This is a genomic window from Kurthia gibsonii (assembly GCF_006539985.1).
Classification (GTDB): domain Bacteria; phylum Bacillota; class Bacilli; order Bacillales_A; family Planococcaceae; genus Kurthia; species Kurthia gibsonii.
Map to the genome: position 1 here is coordinate 1 of NZ_BJOB01000016.1, position 20,679 is coordinate 20,679.

At 37.4% G+C, this 20,679-nt stretch carries 18 protein-coding genes and 2 riboswitches; of the genes, 2 read left to right on the top strand and 16 right to left on the bottom strand.

Features of this window, described 5'->3' with window-relative positions; genetic code table 11:
- Positions 1-212: 212 nt before the first annotated feature.
- The 3 genes from KGI01_RS06780 to apf all read right to left on the bottom strand — a co-directional run bounded on the left by KGI01_RS06780 (position 213) and on the right by apf (position 3,229).
- Positions 213-1,520 carry an NCS2 family permease gene (locus KGI01_RS06780; RefSeq protein WP_141274064.1) on the bottom strand — a complete coding sequence of 436 codons (1,308 nt, stop codon included), beginning with the start codon at positions 1,518-1,520 and terminating at the stop codon, positions 213-215.
- An 88-nt stretch (positions 1,521-1,608) separates the two neighbouring features.
- Positions 1,609-1,710, bottom strand: a riboswitch (purine riboswitch).
- Positions 1,711-1,851: 141 nt separating this feature from the next.
- The gene (locus KGI01_RS06785) at positions 1,852-2,478 is read right to left on the bottom strand and encodes a pentapeptide repeat-containing protein (RefSeq protein ID WP_141274065.1); all 627 of its coding nucleotides are present in this window, start codon (positions 2,476-2,478) and stop codon (positions 1,852-1,854) included.
- A gap of 88 nt (positions 2,479-2,566) precedes the next feature.
- The gene (apf, locus tag KGI01_RS06790; RefSeq protein ID WP_141274066.1) at positions 2,567-3,229 is read right to left on the bottom strand and encodes an aggregation-promoting factor; all 663 of its coding nucleotides are present in this window, start codon (positions 3,227-3,229) and stop codon (positions 2,567-2,569) included.
- 389 nt (positions 3,230-3,618) lie between these two features.
- Here apf and KGI01_RS06795 point away from each other — a divergent pair, with 389 nt between their 5' ends.
- Complete coding sequence (locus KGI01_RS06795) at positions 3,619-5,016, top strand: aminotransferase class I/II-fold pyridoxal phosphate-dependent enzyme (RefSeq protein ID WP_141274067.1); 1,398 nt, start codon at positions 3,619-3,621, stop codon at positions 5,014-5,016.
- A 162-nt stretch (positions 5,017-5,178) separates the two neighbouring features.
- Here the strand turns inward: KGI01_RS06795 and KGI01_RS06800 are convergent, their stop codons facing one another.
- The 3 genes from KGI01_RS06800 to KGI01_RS06805 form a co-directional block, all read right to left on the bottom strand.
- Positions 5,179-6,516, bottom strand: a complete 1,338-nt coding sequence (locus KGI01_RS06800) for a radical SAM/SPASM domain-containing protein (protein ID WP_141274068.1) — start codon at positions 6,514-6,516, stop codon at positions 5,179-5,181.
- Positions 6,517-6,789: 273 nt separating this feature from the next.
- Positions 6,790-6,927, bottom strand: a complete 138-nt coding sequence (locus tag KGI01_RS13855; protein WP_165442702.1) for a hypothetical protein — start codon at positions 6,925-6,927, stop codon at positions 6,790-6,792.
- A 118-nt stretch (positions 6,928-7,045) separates the two neighbouring features.
- The gene (locus KGI01_RS06805; RefSeq protein ID WP_141274069.1) at positions 7,046-7,993 is read right to left on the bottom strand and encodes an arsenic resistance protein; all 948 of its coding nucleotides are present in this window, start codon (positions 7,991-7,993) and stop codon (positions 7,046-7,048) included.
- 170 nt (positions 7,994-8,163) lie between these two features.
- Here KGI01_RS06805 and KGI01_RS06810 point away from each other — a divergent pair, with 170 nt between their 5' ends.
- On the top strand, positions 8,164-8,907 hold the full coding sequence (locus KGI01_RS06810) for a DUF3800 domain-containing protein (protein ID WP_141274070.1): 744 nt from the start codon (positions 8,164-8,166) through the stop codon (positions 8,905-8,907).
- Between the two features lie 216 nt (positions 8,908-9,123).
- Here KGI01_RS06810 and KGI01_RS06815 read toward each other — a convergent pair whose 3' ends face one another.
- The 10 genes from KGI01_RS06815 to KGI01_RS06860 form a co-directional block, all read right to left on the bottom strand.
- The gene (locus KGI01_RS06815) at positions 9,124-9,726 is read right to left on the bottom strand and encodes a DUF4166 domain-containing protein (protein WP_141274071.1); all 603 of its coding nucleotides are present in this window, start codon (positions 9,724-9,726) and stop codon (positions 9,124-9,126) included.
- A 493-nt stretch (positions 9,727-10,219) separates the two neighbouring features.
- Complete coding sequence (gene guaA / locus KGI01_RS06820) at positions 10,220-11,752, bottom strand: glutamine-hydrolyzing GMP synthase (protein WP_174795798.1); 1,533 nt, start codon at positions 11,750-11,752, stop codon at positions 10,220-10,222.
- 180 nt (positions 11,753-11,932) lie between these two features.
- Positions 11,933-12,034: riboswitch (purine riboswitch) on the bottom strand.
- Positions 12,035-12,068: 34 nt separating this feature from the next.
- Positions 12,069-14,273 carry a DUF4129 domain-containing transglutaminase family protein gene (locus tag KGI01_RS06825; protein ID WP_141274073.1) on the bottom strand — a complete coding sequence of 735 codons (2,205 nt, stop codon included), beginning with the start codon at positions 14,271-14,273 and terminating at the stop codon, positions 12,069-12,071.
- Complete coding sequence (locus KGI01_RS06830) at positions 14,263-15,480, bottom strand: DUF58 domain-containing protein (RefSeq protein ID WP_082701341.1); 1,218 nt, start codon at positions 15,478-15,480, stop codon at positions 14,263-14,265. Before KGI01_RS06830 ends, KGI01_RS06825 begins: the two co-directional genes overlap by 11 nt.
- Positions 15,477-16,427 carry an AAA family ATPase gene (locus KGI01_RS06835; protein ID WP_141274074.1) on the bottom strand — a complete coding sequence of 317 codons (951 nt, stop codon included), beginning with the start codon at positions 16,425-16,427 and terminating at the stop codon, positions 15,477-15,479. The genes KGI01_RS06830 and KGI01_RS06835 overlap by 4 nt, the downstream gene beginning before the upstream one ends.
- A gap of 188 nt (positions 16,428-16,615) precedes the next feature.
- Positions 16,616-17,317, bottom strand: coding sequence for an ABC transporter ATP-binding protein (locus KGI01_RS06840; protein WP_068450681.1), 702 nt, complete (start codon positions 17,315-17,317; stop codon positions 16,616-16,618).
- Positions 17,314-18,123 (bottom strand): ABC transporter permease, encoded by an 810-nt coding sequence (locus KGI01_RS06845; protein WP_068450679.1) that lies wholly within the window; start codon positions 18,121-18,123, stop codon positions 17,314-17,316. Before KGI01_RS06845 ends, KGI01_RS06840 begins: the two co-directional genes overlap by 4 nt.
- Positions 18,124-18,129: 6 nt before the next feature.
- Positions 18,130-18,579 (bottom strand): nitrous oxide reductase accessory protein NosL, encoded by a 450-nt coding sequence (locus KGI01_RS06850; RefSeq protein WP_141274075.1) that lies wholly within the window; start codon positions 18,577-18,579, stop codon positions 18,130-18,132.
- Complete coding sequence (locus tag KGI01_RS06855) at positions 18,576-19,853, bottom strand: right-handed parallel beta-helix repeat-containing protein (protein ID WP_141274076.1); 1,278 nt, start codon at positions 19,851-19,853, stop codon at positions 18,576-18,578. Before KGI01_RS06855 ends, KGI01_RS06850 begins: the two co-directional genes overlap by 4 nt.
- A 68-nt stretch (positions 19,854-19,921) precedes the next feature.
- Positions 19,922-20,560 (bottom strand): nitrous oxide reductase accessory protein NosL, encoded by a 639-nt coding sequence (locus KGI01_RS06860; RefSeq protein WP_141274077.1) that lies wholly within the window; start codon positions 20,558-20,560, stop codon positions 19,922-19,924.
- Positions 20,561-20,679: the final 119 nt, after the last annotated feature.

Sequence of the window (20,679 nt, forward strand, 5' to 3'; positions counted from 1 at the left end):
CCATCTTTGTTAGCGACTCTTAACATTATAAATGTTTGTTATTTATAAGTCAACAACTTTTTTTAAAAAGTGAATTCCATAAACATTACTGTTTGAAAAGCACTTGTATTACTATACCTCTATAACGAATAACTGTCAACAATTTATTTCAAATAAAAAAGCTATTTAATTGATTCTTTTCTAAGAACCAACCAAATAGCTTCGTTGTTTAATTACCGTACCCAGATGAAGTAACTTAGGAAGACAAAGAATAAGATGTACATAATCCAGTGAACTTCTTTACGACGACCTGCTAATAACATTGTTAACGGATAGAAGATGAAACCAACCGCAATACCTGAGGCAATACTATAACCTAAAGGCATCATTAGCATTGTTAAGAATGCTGGTACAGCAATTTCGAATTGATCCCACTCAATATTTTTCAATGAACTTACCATTAGAATACCTACAATAACTAATGCTGGTGCTGTTACTGCCGATGTGATTACATCGAGTACTGGGAAAAAGAATAGTGATACTGCGAATAACACTGCTGTTACTACTGCTGCAAAACCAGAACGCGCTCCTGCTGCCACACCTGCTGTTGACTCTACATAAGCAGTTGTTGTTGATGTACCTAATACTGAACCTACTGTCGTACCTAATGCATCGGCCATTAATGCACGACCAGCACGTGGTAACTTATTATTTTTCACAAGACCTGCTTTATCTGCTACAGCCATTAATGTACCAGCTGTATCAAAGAAGTCTACAAATAAGAATGTTAAAACAACTACTAAGAATTGAATATTTAATAATGACGAGAAGTCATGTAAGATCGGGTCAAGTGCAACACCGAATGTTGGTGCGATACTTGGAATTGATGATACAACTGATTTTGGAACTTCGATTACGCCAGAAATCATACCAATGATTGTTGAAGCGATGATTGTAATAAAGATAGCTCCTGGAACTTTTTTAACCATTAAGATGACTGCAATGACAATCCCTACAACTGCAAGAAGTGTGTCACCTTTTGTAAAATCACCTAATGTAACAATCGTGTCTTTGTCTGCAACGACGATTCCTGCACCTTTTAAACCAACGAATGTAATGAATAAACCGATACCAGCTGATACTGCATATTTTAATTGAACTGGAATGGCATTAATAATTGTTTCACGAATGCCTGTTAATGAAAGAAGAATAAAAATAATACCTGAAAAGAATACACCTGTTAAACCCGTTTGCCACGGAATACCATATGTTCCTACTACAGCGAAAGCAAAGAATGCATTTAATCCCATACCTGGTGCTAATGCAATTGGATACTTCGCTAAAATACCCATAATAAGCGAACCAACAATCGCCGCTAATGCTGTTGCAACGAATGCAGCACCTTTATCAATTCCTGCTGCGGCTAAAATGCCTGGGTTGACCGCCAATATGTATGCCATTGCTAAGAACGTTGTAACTCCACCAATGATCTCTCGGCGATAATTCGTGCCAAGTTCTTCAAATTGGAAATACTTTTTCATGATTAAATCCTCCGAATGTCGTCAAAAATAAAAAGCGCACAACTTTTAACAGTCGTACACTTACGATTCTATGTATCCATAGTATGAATAGAATGATCTATTCAATCGTAGTCAAGTCATTTACGGTAACTTGGTAGAAACTTCTGAGCCTTATTCTCAGCTTTATACGACGACGTTATTTAATTTACATTCATAATATAGCACTGTATTTTTCAATTTGCAATACTTTTCACGAACATTTTTAATAACTAATTAATAATAGTTCGTGAATAAAGTATTTTCTGTCACTGTAAATCTCTTTATCTATAAAACGAATATCAAATTTTGTTATCTACTCAACTCGAATACCTAATAAAGAGGCTAATACTAATGCCTGTTCCATATTGACACGACAACCTTTCAAACGTTCTAAATCAACAGTTAAATGTGTGAATTGTGAAGATCGTAAATCAAGTGTAGTTAAATCAGTCTGCTGCATCTGTAAACCTGACAAGCGACATTGTTCAAATTGTAAAAATTGATGTGTCACTGCATAGAAATCAGATTGTTCCAAATCACATTGATTAAATAACACATGCTTTAACCTTGTTTCATTAAATAAAGAAAAATTCATTTTGCACGATTCAAACGTTATGTCCCCCAAACTTGACCCTTGAAAAATCGTTCCAACTAATTTGCAACGTTCAAATACAACTCGGTGAATGGACGACTTTGAAAAATCTACATTGGATAAGTCACAATTTTCAAATCGAACATCTAAAGCATTTAATCTTTTAATGGAACTATTATTCAAACGACAATCTCGTATGATGACTTGTACAAAGCGAAGATCGCAAGCTTCATCTTCTTCGAAGTTAATACTCTCTATTAAACTCTGCTCTGCTTCCCACTCTTCTTGCGCTAAGATACGATTCCATGTTGTCTCTGTTAAATGTTGTGGTAGTTTTGGTTCATTCATCTTACCATCCTCTCCTTTCTTATCACTTTACACTAAAAAAGAGGAACCGCAATTGCAGTCCCTCTTTAATTCACTGTTTAAAAAAATCTTAGTACCAGCCGTTTGCTAACCAGAATTGTTTTGCTTTTTCCCATGAACCGTAACGTTGTTTTACATAGTTATCTGCTACACGTTCTTGGTTTGCTGGTGAGTAGTCACCGTTTAAATATGATTTATCTAGTTGGTATTTACCAATATATTTACCTGTTGCGCTTCGTGCATCATATGAGTTGCTTGACTCTTTTTGTGCAATCCAAGCTTTCGCTGAAGATGATGAACCTTGATAAGATGATGCATTACTTGCTTTTTGTGTTGATTGGTATGATTTTGTTTGTGTTTGCGCTTGTTGTTTTTGTTGTACTGGCGCTTTGTAAGTTGTTTGTTGCTTTTGTTGAGATGGTGCTTTATATGTTGATGATTGTTGTACTTGTTGTTTTTGAACAGGTTGAGCTGTTTTTCTTACTGTTGTTGTACCATCAGGGATTACTAATGTTGTTCCTACATGGATTAAATTTGGATTTGAAATTCCATTTGCTGAAGCGATACTTGATACGAATGAATAGTCTTTACCAAATTTTTGAGAGATACCTGATAATGTATCACCTGATTGTACTTTATATGAAGTGTGCGCACTAGCATCTGCTCCTGCTACAAAACCTGCAACACCAACTGCTACTGTTGTACCTAACACTAACGTTTTTAATGATTTCATAATATTCATTTCCACCTTTTGTTTAATTTTTATATTTGTCTCTCTATTATGTTCTTGCTGATTTTTAATATTTTTTTGCTCCTTCTCTGAAGCTGATAATAGATTAACATGATTTTTTATTACAAAAGTTACAGAAATATCACAGCTAAATGACCAACATGTATTAAAAGTTATATAAAGAACCGAATTAATTATTAAAATAATATATCGTTATTATGATATAAGACCTAAAAACATTAGAATGTTGATATGACTTTGTTTTTACAATAAATTATAGGCTATTTTATTTTTCAATTTATTTAAGCAACATAATAAGAAAAAAGATAAAAATAGATGCAGATTTTTTTGTTATAGTGGATTTAATGAATAAAAAGGAGATTTTTTAGCTTATGAATCAACAACAGACACCACTTTACACCGCACTTATTCAACACAATGCGAAGCAGCCGATTAGTTTTCATGTGCCTGGACATAAAAATGGTATGCTGATCCCTTCTTTTGCACAATCAACCTATGAAAAGCTGTTAAAAATTGATGCAACCGAAATTACAGGACTTGATGATTTACATGATGCAGAGGGATGTATTGAAGAAGCACAGTCATTACTGAGTGAATTGTACAAAACAGAAGCAAGCTATTTTTTAGTAAATGGTTCAACGGTGGGAAACTTAGCGATGATTTTAGCGACATGTCAGCAAGGCGATACCGTTCTTGTTCAGCGTAATTGCCATCAATCGATTTTGAATGGATTAGAACTTGCAGGAGCAGAACCTATCTTTTTAACTCCAGCTTTTTATGAAGATGGACAACTCCCTACCTTATTAACAAAGAAAGTTGTTGAACGCGCGACTCAACTTTATCCAGAAGCGAAAGCCATCATTCTGACGTATCCAAATTATTATGGATTTTCGGATGCGATTGAAGATGTAATTCACGCTGCAAAAGAAGCAGGGCTTTTCATTTTAGTCGACGAGGCGCATGGGGCTCATTTTCAATTAGAAGGTTTTCCAAAAAGTTCACTGTCATTTGGCGCAGATATCGTTGTTCATTCAGCGCACAAAACGTTACCTGCGATGACGATGGGTTCATACCTTCACATCGGAACAGAACGTATTAACAAACGATCAGTTGAACACTACCTTCGTATACTCCAATCAAGTAGCCCCTCTTATCCAATTATAGCTTCACTTGATTTAGCTCGTTACTATTTAGCCAATTTACAAGATGTACAGGCAATTCTAGAAAATATCCAAGGATTCCGTCAGTCTCTACAAAAGATTGAAGGCATTCGTGTTTTAGAAGCGCCTTCACTCGATCCATTAAAAGTAACGATTCAATCAACAACAGGATTAAGCGGTTATGCACTACAATCTCTTTTTGAACAACAAGGTATTTTCTCTGAACTAGCTGACCCTTTCAATGTATTACTCGTACTTCCACTGGCAGTAACGGATTATACTGATACGTTGCAACGAATTAAAAGCTGTTCATTTGAAAAAGGTGAGCCACTTCAAAAAGAAAAAAACATATATATAGAAGAAACTCAAAAATTAGCACGATCTTTTCATGAATTAAAGGGTGAAACAGACTATGTAACATTTGAACATGCTGCCGGAAAAATAAGTGCTGAACTTGTTACTCCATATCCCCCTGGTATTCCACTCATTATGAAAGGTGAATGCATTACACAACAGCACATTGAAACCATTCAGCGTTACCAAAAGCTAGGAAGTCGCTTTCATGGTGGTAGTAAATTAGCATCTCAACAACTACTTGTATATCAATAAAAAAGAGGAGCCGCATGTGATTGCGTCTCCTCTTTCTCATCATTAGTTTAAGTTACCAGGTACAGTTTTCATGATACGACCTGATTTTACGTTTTTTACAGGTTTTGTTGCTGGACGTAATACGCGCATTCGTCTCACCTCCTCTCAAATCGATTCGAACAATTATTGCTCTACTGTTTGTAAGCTGTTCTTCCAAACAAGATTCAATACTTTTTTAATGTTCTTTTTCTCTGAAGGACATGGACGTTCGCCTGATACGACACGGTACCATGGGCAGTGATTCCCTTGACATGCTGGACGGAAGAAGCAAGATTGGCATACTGTATCTGTTTCTTCACCTGATAATAACCAAGAAGCAATTTTATCGTAGTCTAAATCCATTGTACCGTCTGCTTGAATTTTACCTACTTTATTTACTTCTTCGTCTAAAACCGTTGTACATTTATACAATTGACCATCTGAACCGATAACCATCGCATTCGGTTTTGCTGCGTAACATACTGCTGCTGTCGGATTCAATGCACCTTCAACCATGTTACTCATCGCAAGACCTTTATCCATCGCTGTTTCTGTGAACTCCCAGATTTTCTTGTTTGCTGTAATATGCGTACAAGTTGGAATTTCTTCATCGTTCGGACCGCCCCAACGACCAACAGGACGGAAGAATACGCCAAAGCGTGAATCATTCGCAAAGTGCTCTTTTAAAAAATCAATTAAGTGTTCTGTTTCACGTAAGTTATCTTCATCAAAGTTAATACGGATTGTCATATTGAAGTCGCCTTCTACATCACGTAATGATTGTAAGTTTTCAACGATTTTTTCAAACGTTCCTTGTCCGCCAATCATATGACGACGCGCATCATGTACTGCTTGAACGCCATCAATTGTCACCATGTATTGTGATACATTCCATGATAGTAACTTTTCAAATGTTTCACGATTTAAAAAGTAACCATTCGTTACAACGTCTGCTGAGTAATCAATATTATGTTGCTCTGCTTGTGCCATGAATTCTTTCGATAATTCTTCGATAATTCCTAACTCTAATAGTGGCTCTCCACCGAACCAGCTAATGTGCAAATTATCTAGTGTACCCGCGCGCTCTTTTACTAAAGCTTTAACACCTGATTTTGTTTCGTCTGTCATCTTACCTTTTGCAAATGACTCATAGCAATAACGGCAACGGAAGTTACATTGCTCTGTTGTCATTAAGATTAAGTGCAGCATATCTGTACGGTGCATCGTTTGGTGTAATAAATCAGCACGTTTTAACTCATCTACTGTATCTTTTACGATAAAACCATTGTCGAATAAAGCTTGCTTTACTTCTGTATCAAGAGCTGGTGATCCTTGACGCTTTAGTGCTGTTAATACTTCTTCCCGCTCTTTTTCGTCAAAATTAACGATGGCGCCTGTGTAACTATTGTAGACAATTACGCCACCGTCTTCTGTTTTCGTTAATGCATTAAATTTCGATGGAATGTATTTTACTTGTTCCATGTCTGTTCCCCCTCAAAAATCAATCTTTGTACATCCGATAGATGTCATCTTCTCAAACCTTTTTGAAACAGAAAAAAAGGATTGTCCCTTCTATAAACGCTCAGTATTCGCCTTACTGCGTGTTTATACGAAAGACAGTCCTTTAAGTAGAAATAATCGTCATGCTTTTGAATACGGACTTCTGCCCACAAGCAAACAGACCTGTCCTACCTATTTTGCTCACGACAAAATAGAAGGTAGCAACAGTTGTTTGCTCGATTCTCCCTCATGCGATTATTTCGATTCTGTTGTTGGTGGCTTAGAAGTAACATCTTCTTGTACACGTAATGCGCATTCGACTTCGCCAGAAATACGTGTCATAACAAATGCAATGGTTGTACCGATTGTTTTCGTGTTTGCATTATTTCGCATACAGCTTCCCTCACAACTTTTTTATCAATCATTCGTCCGTTTAGCTAGCCCATACATGTATGCGCTAGTGATTGAGTTTATTTTACAAGGGATTTCCGCTTTATGTCAATGTTCTATTTTATGTCCATTTTGGAACAAGTCGAATATAGATTAATTCAAAAATCAGTTCACAAACCGTTTGCGTCAGAATAATCGTCATTGTTAAACTTTGCATCGCATGTGGTAAAGCAAATGTTAATGGTAAGACAGCTAATGAATTACGCGTAAAACCACTAAAGATTAATGCTCGTTCTGCTGGCTTTTTCAAACGATATAAACGTGCAATCATGACAGATAATACAGGCATAATGAGAATGAAGGCAATATAAATCGGAATCACTGCAAAAATTTCTTCCTTCATATTTGCCATGCGTTGTACTTGGGGCGCGACAATCACAAAGATTGTCAAAGCCATCGTCGGCACAGGTAACCATGCAGAGGCTTGTTGAATCTTACGAATGGGTGAATCGAATCGCAAACAATATTGGATTGTTACTGCCACAAATAGTGGTAATACGAAAATCCATAAGAATGATGTGAGGAACGGTTTCCACTGCATGAGCGCAAGACCTTCGCTTCCAACAAAGAACCATAGTTCAAATGGCAAAATGATGAGCTGAAGAATAAGTAAAAAAGGCGTCGCAAATAACATTTGTTTGGCATCACCATGACCAAGTGCTGTAAATACGATGACATAGTCTACACACGGCGCAAGTAATACGAGATAGACAGCTAGTCGTAAAGCAGGTTCAGTTGGTAAGAACGTAACGAGCCCGTAGACCACAAGCGGTACAACGATAAAATTCACCGCAAAAAGCGCAAAGAAAAAACGTAAATTCACGCGGAAATCATACTTCGTAAAGAATGGAATTTGTGAGAACATACTGTACAGTAAAACAGCTAAAACAAATGGAATCCACTGCTCTAATAAGCTACTACTCGTTTGAAAAAAGTAACCATAGATGAATGCAACTCCTAATACAATAAAATAAAAAGTCGCTTGTCTCTCTTCTAATTTTTCACGCATCGAATTCTCTCCTTTCTTCGTGTTATAACACATACTTATTCATTGTGACGGAGGGATGCAAAGTGCGCAACCTCCAAATTCAGTACATTCTTTAGCACAGACCATTATTTTCTTTTTCCAAACAGATGATTTACAATAAAGAAAAGTAGCTCGGTTTCGGGGGTGGGACGATGTTTTATTTAGATGAGTCAGGCACAATTTCAAAGAACAAGCCACACGCTAATAATATGCGTGATGTGTATTTCATCATTTGTTTCGTGCATACTCACGACCCCGAACAATTAAAAAAAGTGTATCGTCGCACGATGAAAAAATTACGTCGTACATTTGCTGATTATTTTGCAACGCATGTACGCAATCCACGCGAACCAAAAGGCTCTGAACTCACACCGATTATGAAGCATTATTTTATTTCGGAACTCATTCAAAAAACGGATATTACTGTATCCTATGTTGTGATTGATAATCGTCATATAAAAGATGTCTTCCGAGAAAATGATGCACGCACATTCAATTTTTTCGTGAAATATTTACTTCAATTAAAAGAGCTAGATGCACGCGATCAGGAACACTTACATCTAAATATTGATAACCGAAATGTATCGCTCATGAATATGCATCAATTAGAAGAATATCTTGCGACAGAACTTGTTTTAACAGAGAAAGTAAGACATGTGCAAGTCGAATATTTAGACTCACGCGATAGCTACGGGGTTCGTACAGCCGATTTGTTTGCGAACTTACTCTATCAACGATTACGCTATCGTCGTAATCCGTTTCCAGACTACCACTTACAAGATCGCATACGAAAAAAATCACCGATTCATCCCGCTTCACTCGAATGGGTATTCCAACAATTTAAAGCGAGCGGACGACTTCAGAATTATTTTTACATCCCTACGCAAAAAAATTGACGCTTACTTTTCGCGGTGCTACTATAGATTTAGGCGTACAAGTAAATCCTGAATCTACGCAATTGTGTCGAAAGACGACTGTAAGCTGTCTCTGTTTGGCAGCCGTACTCAGGTCAGTATGCCTTGAATTGAATACATGCGACATTTTGTCGTCACATAGAAGAACCCCTGATTTTTTAAAAATCAGGGGTTTTGTTTTATATAAAAAGCTAATCTTTATTCTGTTATTTCTTCAAATTCACCCGCATACATCATAATCGTACCGAGTAAATCATTAAAGACTGTCGCATGAACGGTATACACACCACGTTCATCATCATAACCATCTTCAACAATCGCCTGTCCTTTGAAAAAAGAAGGAAGTGGCACCAGTCCAAATAAGTGCTGGGCATTCGTACGTGTAATGAGTTTGCCCTCTTTTGAAACATCCAATAATAAATTCGAACGCATCATCGCAGGTTTTCCGAGTAAATCGTAAGCTGTATTCGTATTCAAATCAATACGTGTTGTCGAGTTGAACGCACGTGTTTTCTTTGGAAAATAAAAATTACGCGACCAATTCATATCGACAATACCATTCCCCTGATCCACCGTTTCGTACATCATATCAAATGGCACATTCGACCCCTGCTCTGGAAATAAAAAATCCATCAACGGCGCTGCATAATAAAAAGGCAACAGTAACGGACTCCCATGCTTCACCGTTGACATCACCCCTTTTGCGCGGAATGTTTCACCAGGAACTGTATGGTAGCGGTGTTGTAACATCGGATGCAAACGTTCAAAATCCTCACCAAGTAATTGCTTATAGACAGACATAGATTAGCCTCCTTTCTATAGTGATTCCCGATTTAGTTGAAAACATACTATGAGAGTATGCGCCCAACTAAATCTCTGGAATGAGATGAATCGCTAAAATATGACGCTGTACAATATGACGCTTTACACTGTTATTATAATATGAATGGAAGGGGAAATATAGTTTGGTGGGTTGGAGAGGAAGGACTTCTTATTTTATAGCATAAAAAGCCTACACCTCTTGCGAGATATAGGCTTTATTGAAGTTTTTGTGCTCCTGCGGTGCTTACGCATCCTCGTCGCAGATTAGCCGTGCGCTTATGTGTAAATTCTTTTATGAGCGATAACCATTTCTTCTTCTCTCACATCATAAAAAGCCTACACCTCTTGTGAGGTATAGGCTTTACTCGATTTTTTGTGCTCCTGCGGTGCTTACGCATCCTCGTCGCAAACATCAACTTCGCTTGCGCGAAAAATTTCTGCGGGGCTTCGCTCCTCGAAATTTGGTTGATGTTTATTCCCACTCAATCGTTGCTGGTGGTTTAGATGTAATGTCATACACGCAGCGGTTGATGTGGTCTACTTCGTTTATGATACGTACTGAGATTTTTTCTAATACGTCCCAAGGGATACGTGCCCAGTCAGATGTCATACCGTCGATTGATGTTACAGCGCGGATTCCGATTGTGTAATCGTATGTGCGTTGGTCGCCCATTACGCCGACAGAGCGGATGTCAGGTAATACAGTGAAGTATTGCCAGATGTCGCGGTCAAGGCCAGCTTTTGCGATTTCTTCACGTAGGATGAAGTCAGATTCGCGAACGATTTCTAATTTTTCTTCTGTTACTTCGCCAAGTACACGGATTCCAAGACCAGGGCCTGGGAATGGTTGACGCCATACTACTTTTTCATCAAGACCTAATTCAAGACCTAATTGACGTACTTCGTCTTTGAATAGTGTGTTTAATGGCTCGATTAATTCGAATTGCATGTCTTCTGGAAGACCACCAACGTTATGGTGTGATTTAATTGTTTGCGCTGTAGCTGTACCAGATTCAATAATGTCTGTGTATAGTGTTCCTTGTGCTAGGAAGTCCATACCTTCTAATTTTGAAGCTTCTTCGTCAAATACGTAAACGAATTCGTTACCGATGATTTTACGTTTTTTCTCTGGGTCAGAAACGCCTTTTAATTTGTTCATGAAGCGTTCGCGTGCATCAATTTTGATCACGTTCATGTCGAAGTCTTCAGTGAAAGTTTTCATTACTTGTTCAACTTCACCTTTACGGTTTAAGTTGTGGTCTACGAACATACAAGTTAATTGGTCGCCGATTGCTTTGTGGATTAATACCGCTACAACTGATGAGTCAACGCCACCTGAAAGTGCGCAAAGTACTTTTTTGTCGCCAACTTGTTCACGAATTTTCTCGATTTCTACTTCGATGAAGTTCGCCATTGACCAGTCGCCTTTTGATTGGCAAATGTCTAATGCGAAGTGACGTAGTAAGTCGTTTCCATAAACAGAGTGACGTACTTCTGGGTGGAACTGTACTGCATAGAATTTGCGGCTTTCGTCTGCCATTGCAGAGATTGGGCAAGATTCGCTTGTTGCGATTGTAGTGAAGCCTTCTGGTGTTTCTGTTACAAGGTCACCGTGGCTCATCCATACAACTTGTTCTTTTGGAAGGTCTGCAAATAATGCATTCTCTTGTAAAATTTTAATTTCAGCTTTACCGTATTCACTGTTACCTGCTTTTTCAACTTTACCGCCTAGTGTATGTGCCATTAATTGCATACCATAGCAAATACCTAAGATTGGTAAACCTAATTCGAAAATAGCTGGGTCAATGCTGAACGCACCTTCACCATATACTGAGTTCGGGCCGCCTGAGAAAATAATCCCTGTAGCATGCATGCCTTTGATATCTTCAGCTGTAATTGTGTGTGGGTGTAATTCACTGTATACACCGAATTCACGAATACGACGTGTAATTAATTGATTATATTGGCTACCGAAATCAAGAACAACAATCTTCTCTTGATTCATTAAATTTGTACTTGCTGACAAAAGTTCCACCTCTTCATTAATAGTTAAATTGATTACGTACTCATACGGTAGGACGGCTGTAGTTTATCTCAATTGATTCGAAAAGAACGCGTATGAAAATATCACTATTTTCCACGCGTCCTCACTTCACATAAAAGATGATTTACTAAGCCTCTATATATACCGTTCATCCACCTTCATAGTCAAGTTATTTACGGCAACTCGGTAGAGACATTCGAACCATATTATCGAACATATATGAGGGTAATTCAATTATTATACTTTGCACTTAGTTTAACTGTAGTAAAGCTTAAAATCAACCTCTTGTTTCATTAATTAAATTTTTCCAACATTCTTTAAATTCATCCCATCTAGCCGAATCAGCATTCGGATCATATAAGCGTCGTTCCATTAAATTTGTCAATTTCGACATATCTTCTGTACGGAGCTGTTGATCCACTCGTTTTGCGAATGTTGCTAGTGTTTCACCGTCTTCTCTCACAAGTAGATTATGACGCGCTAGTCGGCGAAGTAGTACACGATAAGCTTGTTCAATTGGTGGTTTTTTCTGATTGTAATACCAGATGAACAAGTTCACATACCAGCGATGACGTGTAAAGAATAAAACAATTGCTAGTACTATGACACCAATACCAAATGCGATTGGTAACCAATTATTCGTATTCGTTGTTGTTGCTTTTTGTTCTTTTGGTTGTTGTTCTTTTTTCATTTCTTGCTCTTTTTTTGGTTGTTCCTTCTTTTGCTCCTCTTGCTTTTTCTGTTCTTCCTGCTTCTTTTCTTCTTTCTTCGTAGGTGCTTCGTTTTGTGTCGTTTCTTCTTCGACTTGTTCATCGAATCCTTCAAAACCGATTGTCGGTTCAAATGGCATCCAACCAACTTCTGGAATATAGACCTCTACCCAAGAGTGCGCATTATTGTTCGTTACGCTATATTGGCTCATACCATCCTTTAATACTTCCGTTGAAGCGGTTTTATCGCCTGGTGAGAATCCTTTCACCCAGCGTGTTGGCACACCAATTGAGCGCATCATCATGACCATCGAAGTCGAGAAGTTATCACAATACCCTACCTTTGTATCGAATAAGAAGCGATCAACATAATCTTCATCACCTGTTGGGTAACCAACATTTATATTTGAATAGCGATATCCCGATGTTTTAAAGTAATCGACCACTGCGTTTGCTTTGTCATATACACTTTTTTCGTCTTTCGTAATATCTGTTGCTAAGTCGCGTACTCGTTTTGGTAAGGTTGCAGGAACTTGTAAATTTTCTTTTTTCTCTTTCGGTGTAATACCTGTGTCTTTTGCAATCATTTGCATGCGTGATGCATCTAATTCTTTTTGTTTATAGATTGGTTTCGTATAAACATATTCATAACTTAATAAATCAACGACTTTACGATCTTTACCTTTCGTTGCACGAATCTTACCTGAATCTATCTCGATATAAAATTGATTGTTCTTTTCATTACTGCGTAAGATTTCTTTAACTCCATACGGCTGTACAAGGAAGCTATATTTCTTATCCATCTTCACTCGCATATCTAATTCATTCTTTTTCTTACCGCCTGGAATTGATGTTTTAATCGCTTCACCATAGTCAAATGTAGAGACGAGAATTTCGTTCTGTGCATTCTTCCAACCTCGTCCTGTATAAGAAGACTTCGATTCTACACGCATGTACTGCGGTTCTTTTGCAGTGTATTGGAAAACCGGTGTACTATCGCGTTCAAAGTCTCCCCCTAATTGGTCGTCATTTTCAACATAGCCAATTTTACCAACTGTATTAATATTGGCATTCGTCCACTTTACTAAATTTTCAATTGGTTCTGGTAAGTTTGTTGCTGCTTTTTGTTTTGGCATTGCATAAGCAAATGCCGCACTTACACCAATCAATAAAAATAACGGAACCAGTAGTTTTAAATAGTTCCCAATCGTTTGTTTCATTTTATTTTCACTCATCAGTCGCTCTGTGAATAATAAGCCCGTCAATAAGAGACCTAAAATCATCGTGCGTATAATACTTGCATCCGCATTATATTTTGTAAATGTATCAATGAGTGCTAAAAATAAAACTGTTAAAATAAAGAAGAATAAGATAGAACGACGAATCGTCAACCAATGATGGATTAAGTAGATAGTCATCCATAATAAAATTAAGAAGAGCATCGTTTTAAATCCATCTGACATATCTATCCAATTTCCTGTAACAAGCGCACGCATACTCTCTGTTATACTCTGGATAAATGGTCCGTCTTGTGGCTTTTGTATGTATAACATAAACCAAATAATATAGGCGCCTTTAATTCCAACAGAGATACCTGTATGTACGTGCGCAATATTTGTTACTAAGCAAATAACGATAAATAACATTAATAAATCGTAATGACCTGTATTCGTCAATTCCATAACGGGTAGTAACCACTCTCGTAACATAAAGAAAATAAGTATATATAAAAAGAGCAGCTTACTCCACTTCAACAAATCTTTATTCTCCATATCTACCCTCCTGACCCACTAAAGAAAAGCGTCCGCGTTCTACATAGACAACTTGAATACCTGCTTTTTCAGCATGATACTCAACAACTGGATCAGCTTTCCATGTTGTTTTATCATTTGGTTTTACGACATAGATGATTGGTTTACTACCGCGCGTGGCATTCATCTTTAATAAATCAATCCAATCCACATCTAACTGTGATGTAACGAGCATGAGTGCGTTTGAACTACGAACTAATTCATCATGTCCATAGATTTTCTTCGGCTCATAAATTGATGGTTCAATTGTCGCCAAATAATACATCAATTGCTCCAAATCATTCTCTGAACGAAACTCAGCTAATGAGAAGCGGTGTTCTCCTGCTCCTAAAAAACAAACAGGCTCCTTTTGGCGATGTGCCGCTTGCATAAGTGAAGCAACAAACGAAATCTGCCCTTCAAAATTCGCACCTTTTGATGTATCTAACACAACACATACATCATCTGATTGTTGATATTCAAATTCTTTCGTATAGAGCATGCCAGTTTTTGCAAAGCTCGACCAGTGAAGCCATGTCATACGATCTCCTGGGGCATAATCTCGAATACTTGCAACCATTGTCGACTGCTGCGGTTGTTTTTGTGATGTATAACCTAGCATTCCCTGTTCTTGTGAGAATCGTCTAGTGAAGGACATGTTCTCGACTTTCGGATAGACAATCAACGTCTTTTTCGCTTCAATGTATTTCGTCTTTTGAATCCACCCTAATACATCGGCTACTTGTACTTGAATACCTTCTAATTCATGGCGACCACGAGCTAGTTTTGGAACGGTATAGCTCCAACTTACTTGTCGCTTAAAGCCCATCGGTAATAACTTGTGTAAATCACGTGTCTGTAGTTCAGCAAAGGCGCCTTTTGGTTCCATTTCTTGTACAACAATGAACAAGATGGGAAGCCATGATTGTCTTTTTAATGTGACTTGAACTTTTAGTGCGTCACCTTCTACAAAACGCTTATTTAAAACCTTTCGTTCGACTGTCATATGACCAATTGGCGTTAAAAAGACAAGGAAGGAATACAGTGCAAATGGAATGACCATAAAGAACACAAACCATAACACGAATCCTCCTTGAATCGTTGCAAATAATAAACTGCCTAGCACAAGTAATAGGACGAGTAACATACGTGTGACAGACGATGTAATTCGTCTTAACCTCGATTTCATCGTGCTTCCGTCTTTCCAACAGGTACAGGAACACTTGCTAACACGCGTGCTACAATATCCTCTGCTGTTAAGTTTTCATAACGAATCTCTGGTTTTAAAAGAAGACGATGGGAGAATACGAATGGTGCTAAATATTGTACATCGTCTGGTGTCACATAGTTTCTTCCTTTTAAAAGCGCATAAGCTTGTGAAGCTTTCATTAAAGCAATCGAAGCACGAGGGCTTGCTCCTAAATAGATGGCTGTATGTTCACGTGTCGCTTGTGCAATCGATACAATATACTCTTTTAATAATTCTGATACAGCTACTTTATCCACTTGTTTTTGAAGACCAATCAGTTCTTCAATCGTAATGACTGCTTGTAAATTCTTAAGTGGACTTTCTCCCTCTGCTCGTCTTAACACTTCAATCTCCTCCATTTTTGTTGGATAACCCATTTTCATTTTTAATAGGAAACGATCGAGTTGTGCTTCTGGTAATGGATACGTTCCTTCGTACTCTACAGGGTTCTGTGTCGCCATGACGAAGAATGGTTGACCAATATCGACTGTTTCACCATCAATTGTGACAGAAGCTTCTTCCATCGCTTCTAATAAAGCAGATTGTGTTTTAGGTGATGTACGGTTAATTTCATCGGCAAGTACGATATTCCCCATAATCGGCCCCGGACGGAAGTGGAATTCCATCTCTTTTGGGTTATAAATCGAAACACCGACAACATCAGAAGGAAGTAAATCAGGCGTGAATTGAATACGCTTAAATTCTGCGCTAAGTGATTTCGCTAAAGCACGAACCATGACCGTCTTACCTACCCCTGGCACATCCTCTAATAATACATGCCCTTTGGCTAGTAAAGAAACGAGACTTAATTCGGCAATATGTTTTTTACCAATCATCACTTTCTCGATGTTTTCAATGACTGCTTGTAATTTATGTTGTGCTTCCATCCATATTCCTCCTAATATTACTGATTACTTCTATTTTGAAGTTATTTTCATTTTTCGTCAATCTAAGCGCAAGAAAACGAATTAAAATATACTTTTGATTTCTTTATTCTATAAAAAAGAGAAGATGCGCTCCAAATGTCACATCTTCCCTCTTTCCACCTAGAACATTCATCCTGTGTGAAACAAACTTAGTATTTTTTGTTTTGCGCACGAATAAGACCGATTTTACGCATGAAAAGTTCCTCCAAGTGTTCAGCTTCACCTTGAGCTAATACCTCTTCTAAAGGGCCATTCATTAACACTTCACCATCATGTAGTAGAAGTACATCGTCTGCCAATTCTTCTGCGAATGATAGTAAGTGTGTAGAGAATAAAACTGTCTTACCTAAATCTTTTTGTTCTTGTAGGATTTGTTTTAACTCTGCAATCCATAATAGATCCAGTCCGTTCGTTGGTTCATCTAAGATGAGTAATTTTTCATCACCTAGTAAACTTTGTGCTAAGTTCAGGCGTTGGCGCATCCCTTTAGAAAATTGACGCACATGCTGTTTTCTAAATTCCCATAGACCAACACGCTTTAATACTTGTTCTACATCAGACTTTGGTAATTTTTTCAGATGCGCAAGTAGTTGTAGAATTTCATACGCTGTTAACGTTTGTGGGAAGTTTACGTCATCTGGCATGTACTTAATCGATACGCCATCTTCCCATTGTAATTCACCTGATTCTAAATCTTCTTGACCGATTAATAAACGAATTAGCGTACTTTTACCCGCACCATTACCACCTGCTAAAGCAATAATTCTTCCGCTATTTAATTCAAAGTTAATGCCATGTAAACCATTATTAGAGGAATAGACTTTTTTGACATCAATACCTTTTACAATCATTCTGCTTTCCCCTTTCTAGATAGAATCCACTGTGCAAACAGTAGGGGACCTAAAATCCAAGCAACACAAACAACCATATAGATTAGATAACCAAAAACAGAATTATAGAATTCTGTAAAGTCAAAGAAGGCAGGTCCTAAAGCAGTTGTTTGTCCAGAGAATAGGAAATAACCGAAGCGAATCCATTCTGCAGGGTTTAAATGCATCATAATAATCGTTAATGTTAACGTTAATTTACCTGATACGAATGTACCGATTGCCATTAATAAATATGAAATTAATAGCAGTGCAGCTGCCCAGACAACGAGTGAGAGAGATAGTGCGTGTAATCGGTTTTTCGCAATAACACCGCATAGTACGGCAATTGCTGCAAAAATTAAGACGAGTAGGATTGATAATGTAACGAAGACTAAAGGTAATTGCACAGAACCTGCAATACCACTCATAATTAATACGACTGCAAACGATAGGATTAAGATTAAGAAGAACGATAAAACAATGGAGATGTATTTACCGAAAATGTAACTTCCAAGTGACAGAGGATATGTTTTTAGGAGTGAGTACCACCCTGACTCCACATCGCTCGCTACACTCATACTACCGATTGTTAAGATGAATAGTGGTAGTAAGAAAAGTAATAGATTTAAAAAGCTTGCTGTTTGTCTCGTAAAACCATCAACAGGTAATGCGAGTTGTTGAATCAATGCAATTGCTGCAAAGACTAGAATGAACAGAACACCGACAAGTTGCATCCAGCGACTGCGGAGCATCTGCTTCCATTCTAGTTTAATAAAAAGTTGGTTCATGATGGATTACGCTCCCCAATTAAAGCTTTTTAGTTCGTCAAAGCTCATTACTTTTCCAGAGCCATTCTTTTCAACATATTTTTTTGCTGCTGCTTCATCTTTGAATGCAATGACACCATAACTCATTGGTGTTGGTACTTTTTTATCGTAAACGAATGTTGATTTTTCAACGTCTAACCATTCGTCACTGTCATTATCTTTAATGAATGCTTCACCAATATCATCTTTGTTCATTGTTTTATAGTAATCCATTAAACAACCGAGATCATCGAACATTTCATAATCGCCATTTTTCAAAGCGATTTGTCCAGCGTATTTTTCATTCGCTAAACTCATGTTACAGATTTTGCAAATGTCTGTTTGTTTATTAATTTCTTTTGCTTCATATTCTTTATTACCACAAGCAGTTAATAAGAGACTTGTTGCTAAAAGTGCGCTTAACCATTTTTTCTTCATATTTTAACACTCCTTCTCCAGCCATAAAGACTACCAATAAATAAAATACCACCTAAAATAATGAGCCACATTTTCATTGGGCGATCTGTTTCAAATTCTGTAATGGATTTCATACGTGGTTTTTCATCCACTAATTGACTTGTTTCTGTCTTATTTGTTTGTTGGTCCATCTGATTCAGTAGTACAACACTTGGTGATTCAATGTAGTATTGGTAAGCAGGTTCGCGTACCATCCACTGCCCGAAACTTTGAAGTGCTACATATTTGGAGTCGCCAATACCATCATCTTCTACGTCAAAACCAGAATAATCATCATAGTAGTTTCCGACAATATTACTCGCTGTACCATCTGAACGAATGTTCACGATATTCCCCAGGAAATCATTATGCTCTACTTTGTTCTCTTTATAAGACCCTGTGAATTCAACTGCTGTTTGATTCGTTAAAAATGTATTATCAAGAATCGTTGATTTTTTCATATTTTGACTTGAAATCGCTGTTCGATTCCCGATTAATTCATTATTTTTCGTCACGATATTCTCTGCATTATAAAGTGTAAAACCTGAACTATTCCAATCACTTTGATATTGGATTTTGTTCTTTTCTAATAATGCATTTTTCGCAATCATGAGCATAATTCCTGTCACATTATTTTCAAGTGTATTTCCTGTTGCATAAATATCTTTTCCGTACATATAGTGAAGACCATAACGACTAAATGTAGCAATATTATTAATGATTCGTGATCCTGTTACACGTTCTAAATAATAAGCATCTAGCACTTCTGTAATGTCACTATCGGAGATATTAATGCGCTTACTATCATATGCCGCAATCCCTGTCCCCTTATCTGCATACTGTCCATCAATACCACGCATCTTAAAGTTTTTTACGTGGACATCCGATGAGTTTCGAATGTTTACACCGCTGAACATATAGACCATCTTCAGGTTCTCAATATGTATTTGTGAAGATTTCTTCACATCTATGGCAGACTGAGAACGTGAAAAGTTCAAATTTTTAAGGGTGACATCTTTTGTATTTTCGATTGTTAATACGGTCTTATCATAGCCAGCTTTCAGCAGTGTTTTTTCACCACCGACAATCGTAATCGGCTTACGAACCGTTGCCTGTTCTCGGTACACACGATCAAATAGTTTTAACGTGCCTCCGCTTGGCGTTTTGTCGATTTGTTTTTGTAGTGATTCAGCATGGGCTTGTGCTGAAAAGCCAATTAAGCTAATGAAAAAAACGAGTAAAAAACGCCATTTCATATTGGTGCCTCCATTAACTACAAAGGGGAATTGCCCAAAAGGACAACTCCACTCCATGTATTATTTACTTAATGACCGCTGTTATCTGAATGTTCTTCGCTGTCTTTATGGCCTTCTTTGCTATCACCGTGGTGACCGCCACCATTTGCTGCTTTGTACTTTTCGTGTGCTACATCATCAATGTCACTTACTTTTACGATTTTTGCACCTTTATGTTTGTCTGTGAAAGCTTTTGCACTTGCATCGTCTTTGAAGTAAGCAAAACCATAATGCATTGGTGTTTTAATGTCGCCTTTGACAACAACTGCATCATCAAGTTTCATCCAACTCTTATCATCGTAGTTTCTCACATATTTATCAAGTGTTACGTCGTGCTTTCTTTCATAGTTTAACATACAACCTGCATCATCAAAGAATAAATTCTTTCCGTCTTTGTCGACAGCTTGAGCTGTAAATGCGCCCATTTCATCAGACTTTTGATACACCGTCATATTACAGAATGCACATACTTCATCTTTCGCTGGCTCTTTTAATGTGACGCCATCCACTACAGTTGTACCATTTGAATCTTTTGTTTGATTTTCAGTTTGTGTTGTTGAAGCCGTTGTCTTTGGTGATTCCTCTTTCTTTGCTTCATCTTCTGTATTTCCGCAAGCTGTTAATAATGACATAGCAATTAATGCACTAATTCCTAAATGATATTTCATATATTTTCCACTCCTTTTTTTCATTCACTTTATACTCTAACGGTCAATTGTGAAATAAGATGAAAGTTCATGTGACTTTTTTTCGTCAAAAATGAAATCTATTAGACAAAAATCATCGA

Coding starts and splice junctions, on each gene's coding strand:
- KGI01_RS06855 (WP_141274076.1), bottom strand. CDS start 19,853: ATGAAATGGCGTTTTTTACTCGTTTTTTTCATTAGCTTAATTGGCTTT.
- KGI01_RS06795 (WP_141274067.1), top strand. CDS start 3,619: ATGAATCAACAACAGACACCACTTTACACCGCACTTATTCAACACAAT.
- KGI01_RS13855 (WP_165442702.1), bottom strand. CDS start 6,927: ATGCGAAATAATGCAAACACGAAAACAATCGGTACAACCATTGCATTT.
- KGI01_RS06860 (WP_141274077.1), bottom strand. CDS start 20,560: ATGAAATATCATTTAGGAATTAGTGCATTAATTGCTATGTCATTATTA.
- KGI01_RS06805 (WP_141274069.1), bottom strand. CDS start 7,993: ATGCGTGAAAAATTAGAAGAGAGACAAGCGACTTTTTATTTTATTGTA.
- KGI01_RS06785 (WP_141274065.1), bottom strand. CDS start 2,478: ATGAATGAACCAAAACTACCACAACATTTAACAGAGACAACATGGAAT.
- KGI01_RS06800 (WP_141274068.1), bottom strand. CDS start 6,516: ATGGAACAAGTAAAATACATTCCATCGAAATTTAATGCATTAACGAAA.
- KGI01_RS06840 (WP_068450681.1), bottom strand. CDS start 17,317: ATGATTGTAAAAGGTATTGATGTCAAAAAAGTCTATTCCTCTAATAAT.
- KGI01_RS06835 (WP_141274074.1), bottom strand. CDS start 16,427: ATGGAAGCACAACATAAATTACAAGCAGTCATTGAAAACATCGAGAAA.
- KGI01_RS06845 (WP_068450679.1), bottom strand. CDS start 18,123: ATGAACCAACTTTTTATTAAACTAGAATGGAAGCAGATGCTCCGCAGT.
- guaA (WP_174795798.1), bottom strand. CDS start 11,752: ATGAATCAAGAGAAGATTGTTGTTCTTGATTTCGGTAGCCAATATAAT.
- KGI01_RS06780 (WP_141274064.1), bottom strand. CDS start 1,520: ATGAAAAAGTATTTCCAATTTGAAGAACTTGGCACGAATTATCGCCGA.
- KGI01_RS06810 (WP_141274070.1), top strand. CDS start 8,164: ATGTTTTATTTAGATGAGTCAGGCACAATTTCAAAGAACAAGCCACAC.
- KGI01_RS06830 (WP_082701341.1), bottom strand. CDS start 15,480: ATGAAATCGAGGTTAAGACGAATTACATCGTCTGTCACACGTATGTTA.
- KGI01_RS06825 (WP_141274073.1), bottom strand. CDS start 14,273: ATGGAGAATAAAGATTTGTTGAAGTGGAGTAAGCTGCTCTTTTTATAT.
- KGI01_RS06815 (WP_141274071.1), bottom strand. CDS start 9,726: ATGTCTGTCTATAAGCAATTACTTGGTGAGGATTTTGAACGTTTGCAT.
- KGI01_RS06850 (WP_141274075.1), bottom strand. CDS start 18,579: ATGAAGAAAAAATGGTTAAGCGCACTTTTAGCAACAAGTCTCTTATTA.
- apf (WP_141274066.1), bottom strand. CDS start 3,229: ATGAAATCATTAAAAACGTTAGTGTTAGGTACAACAGTAGCAGTTGGT.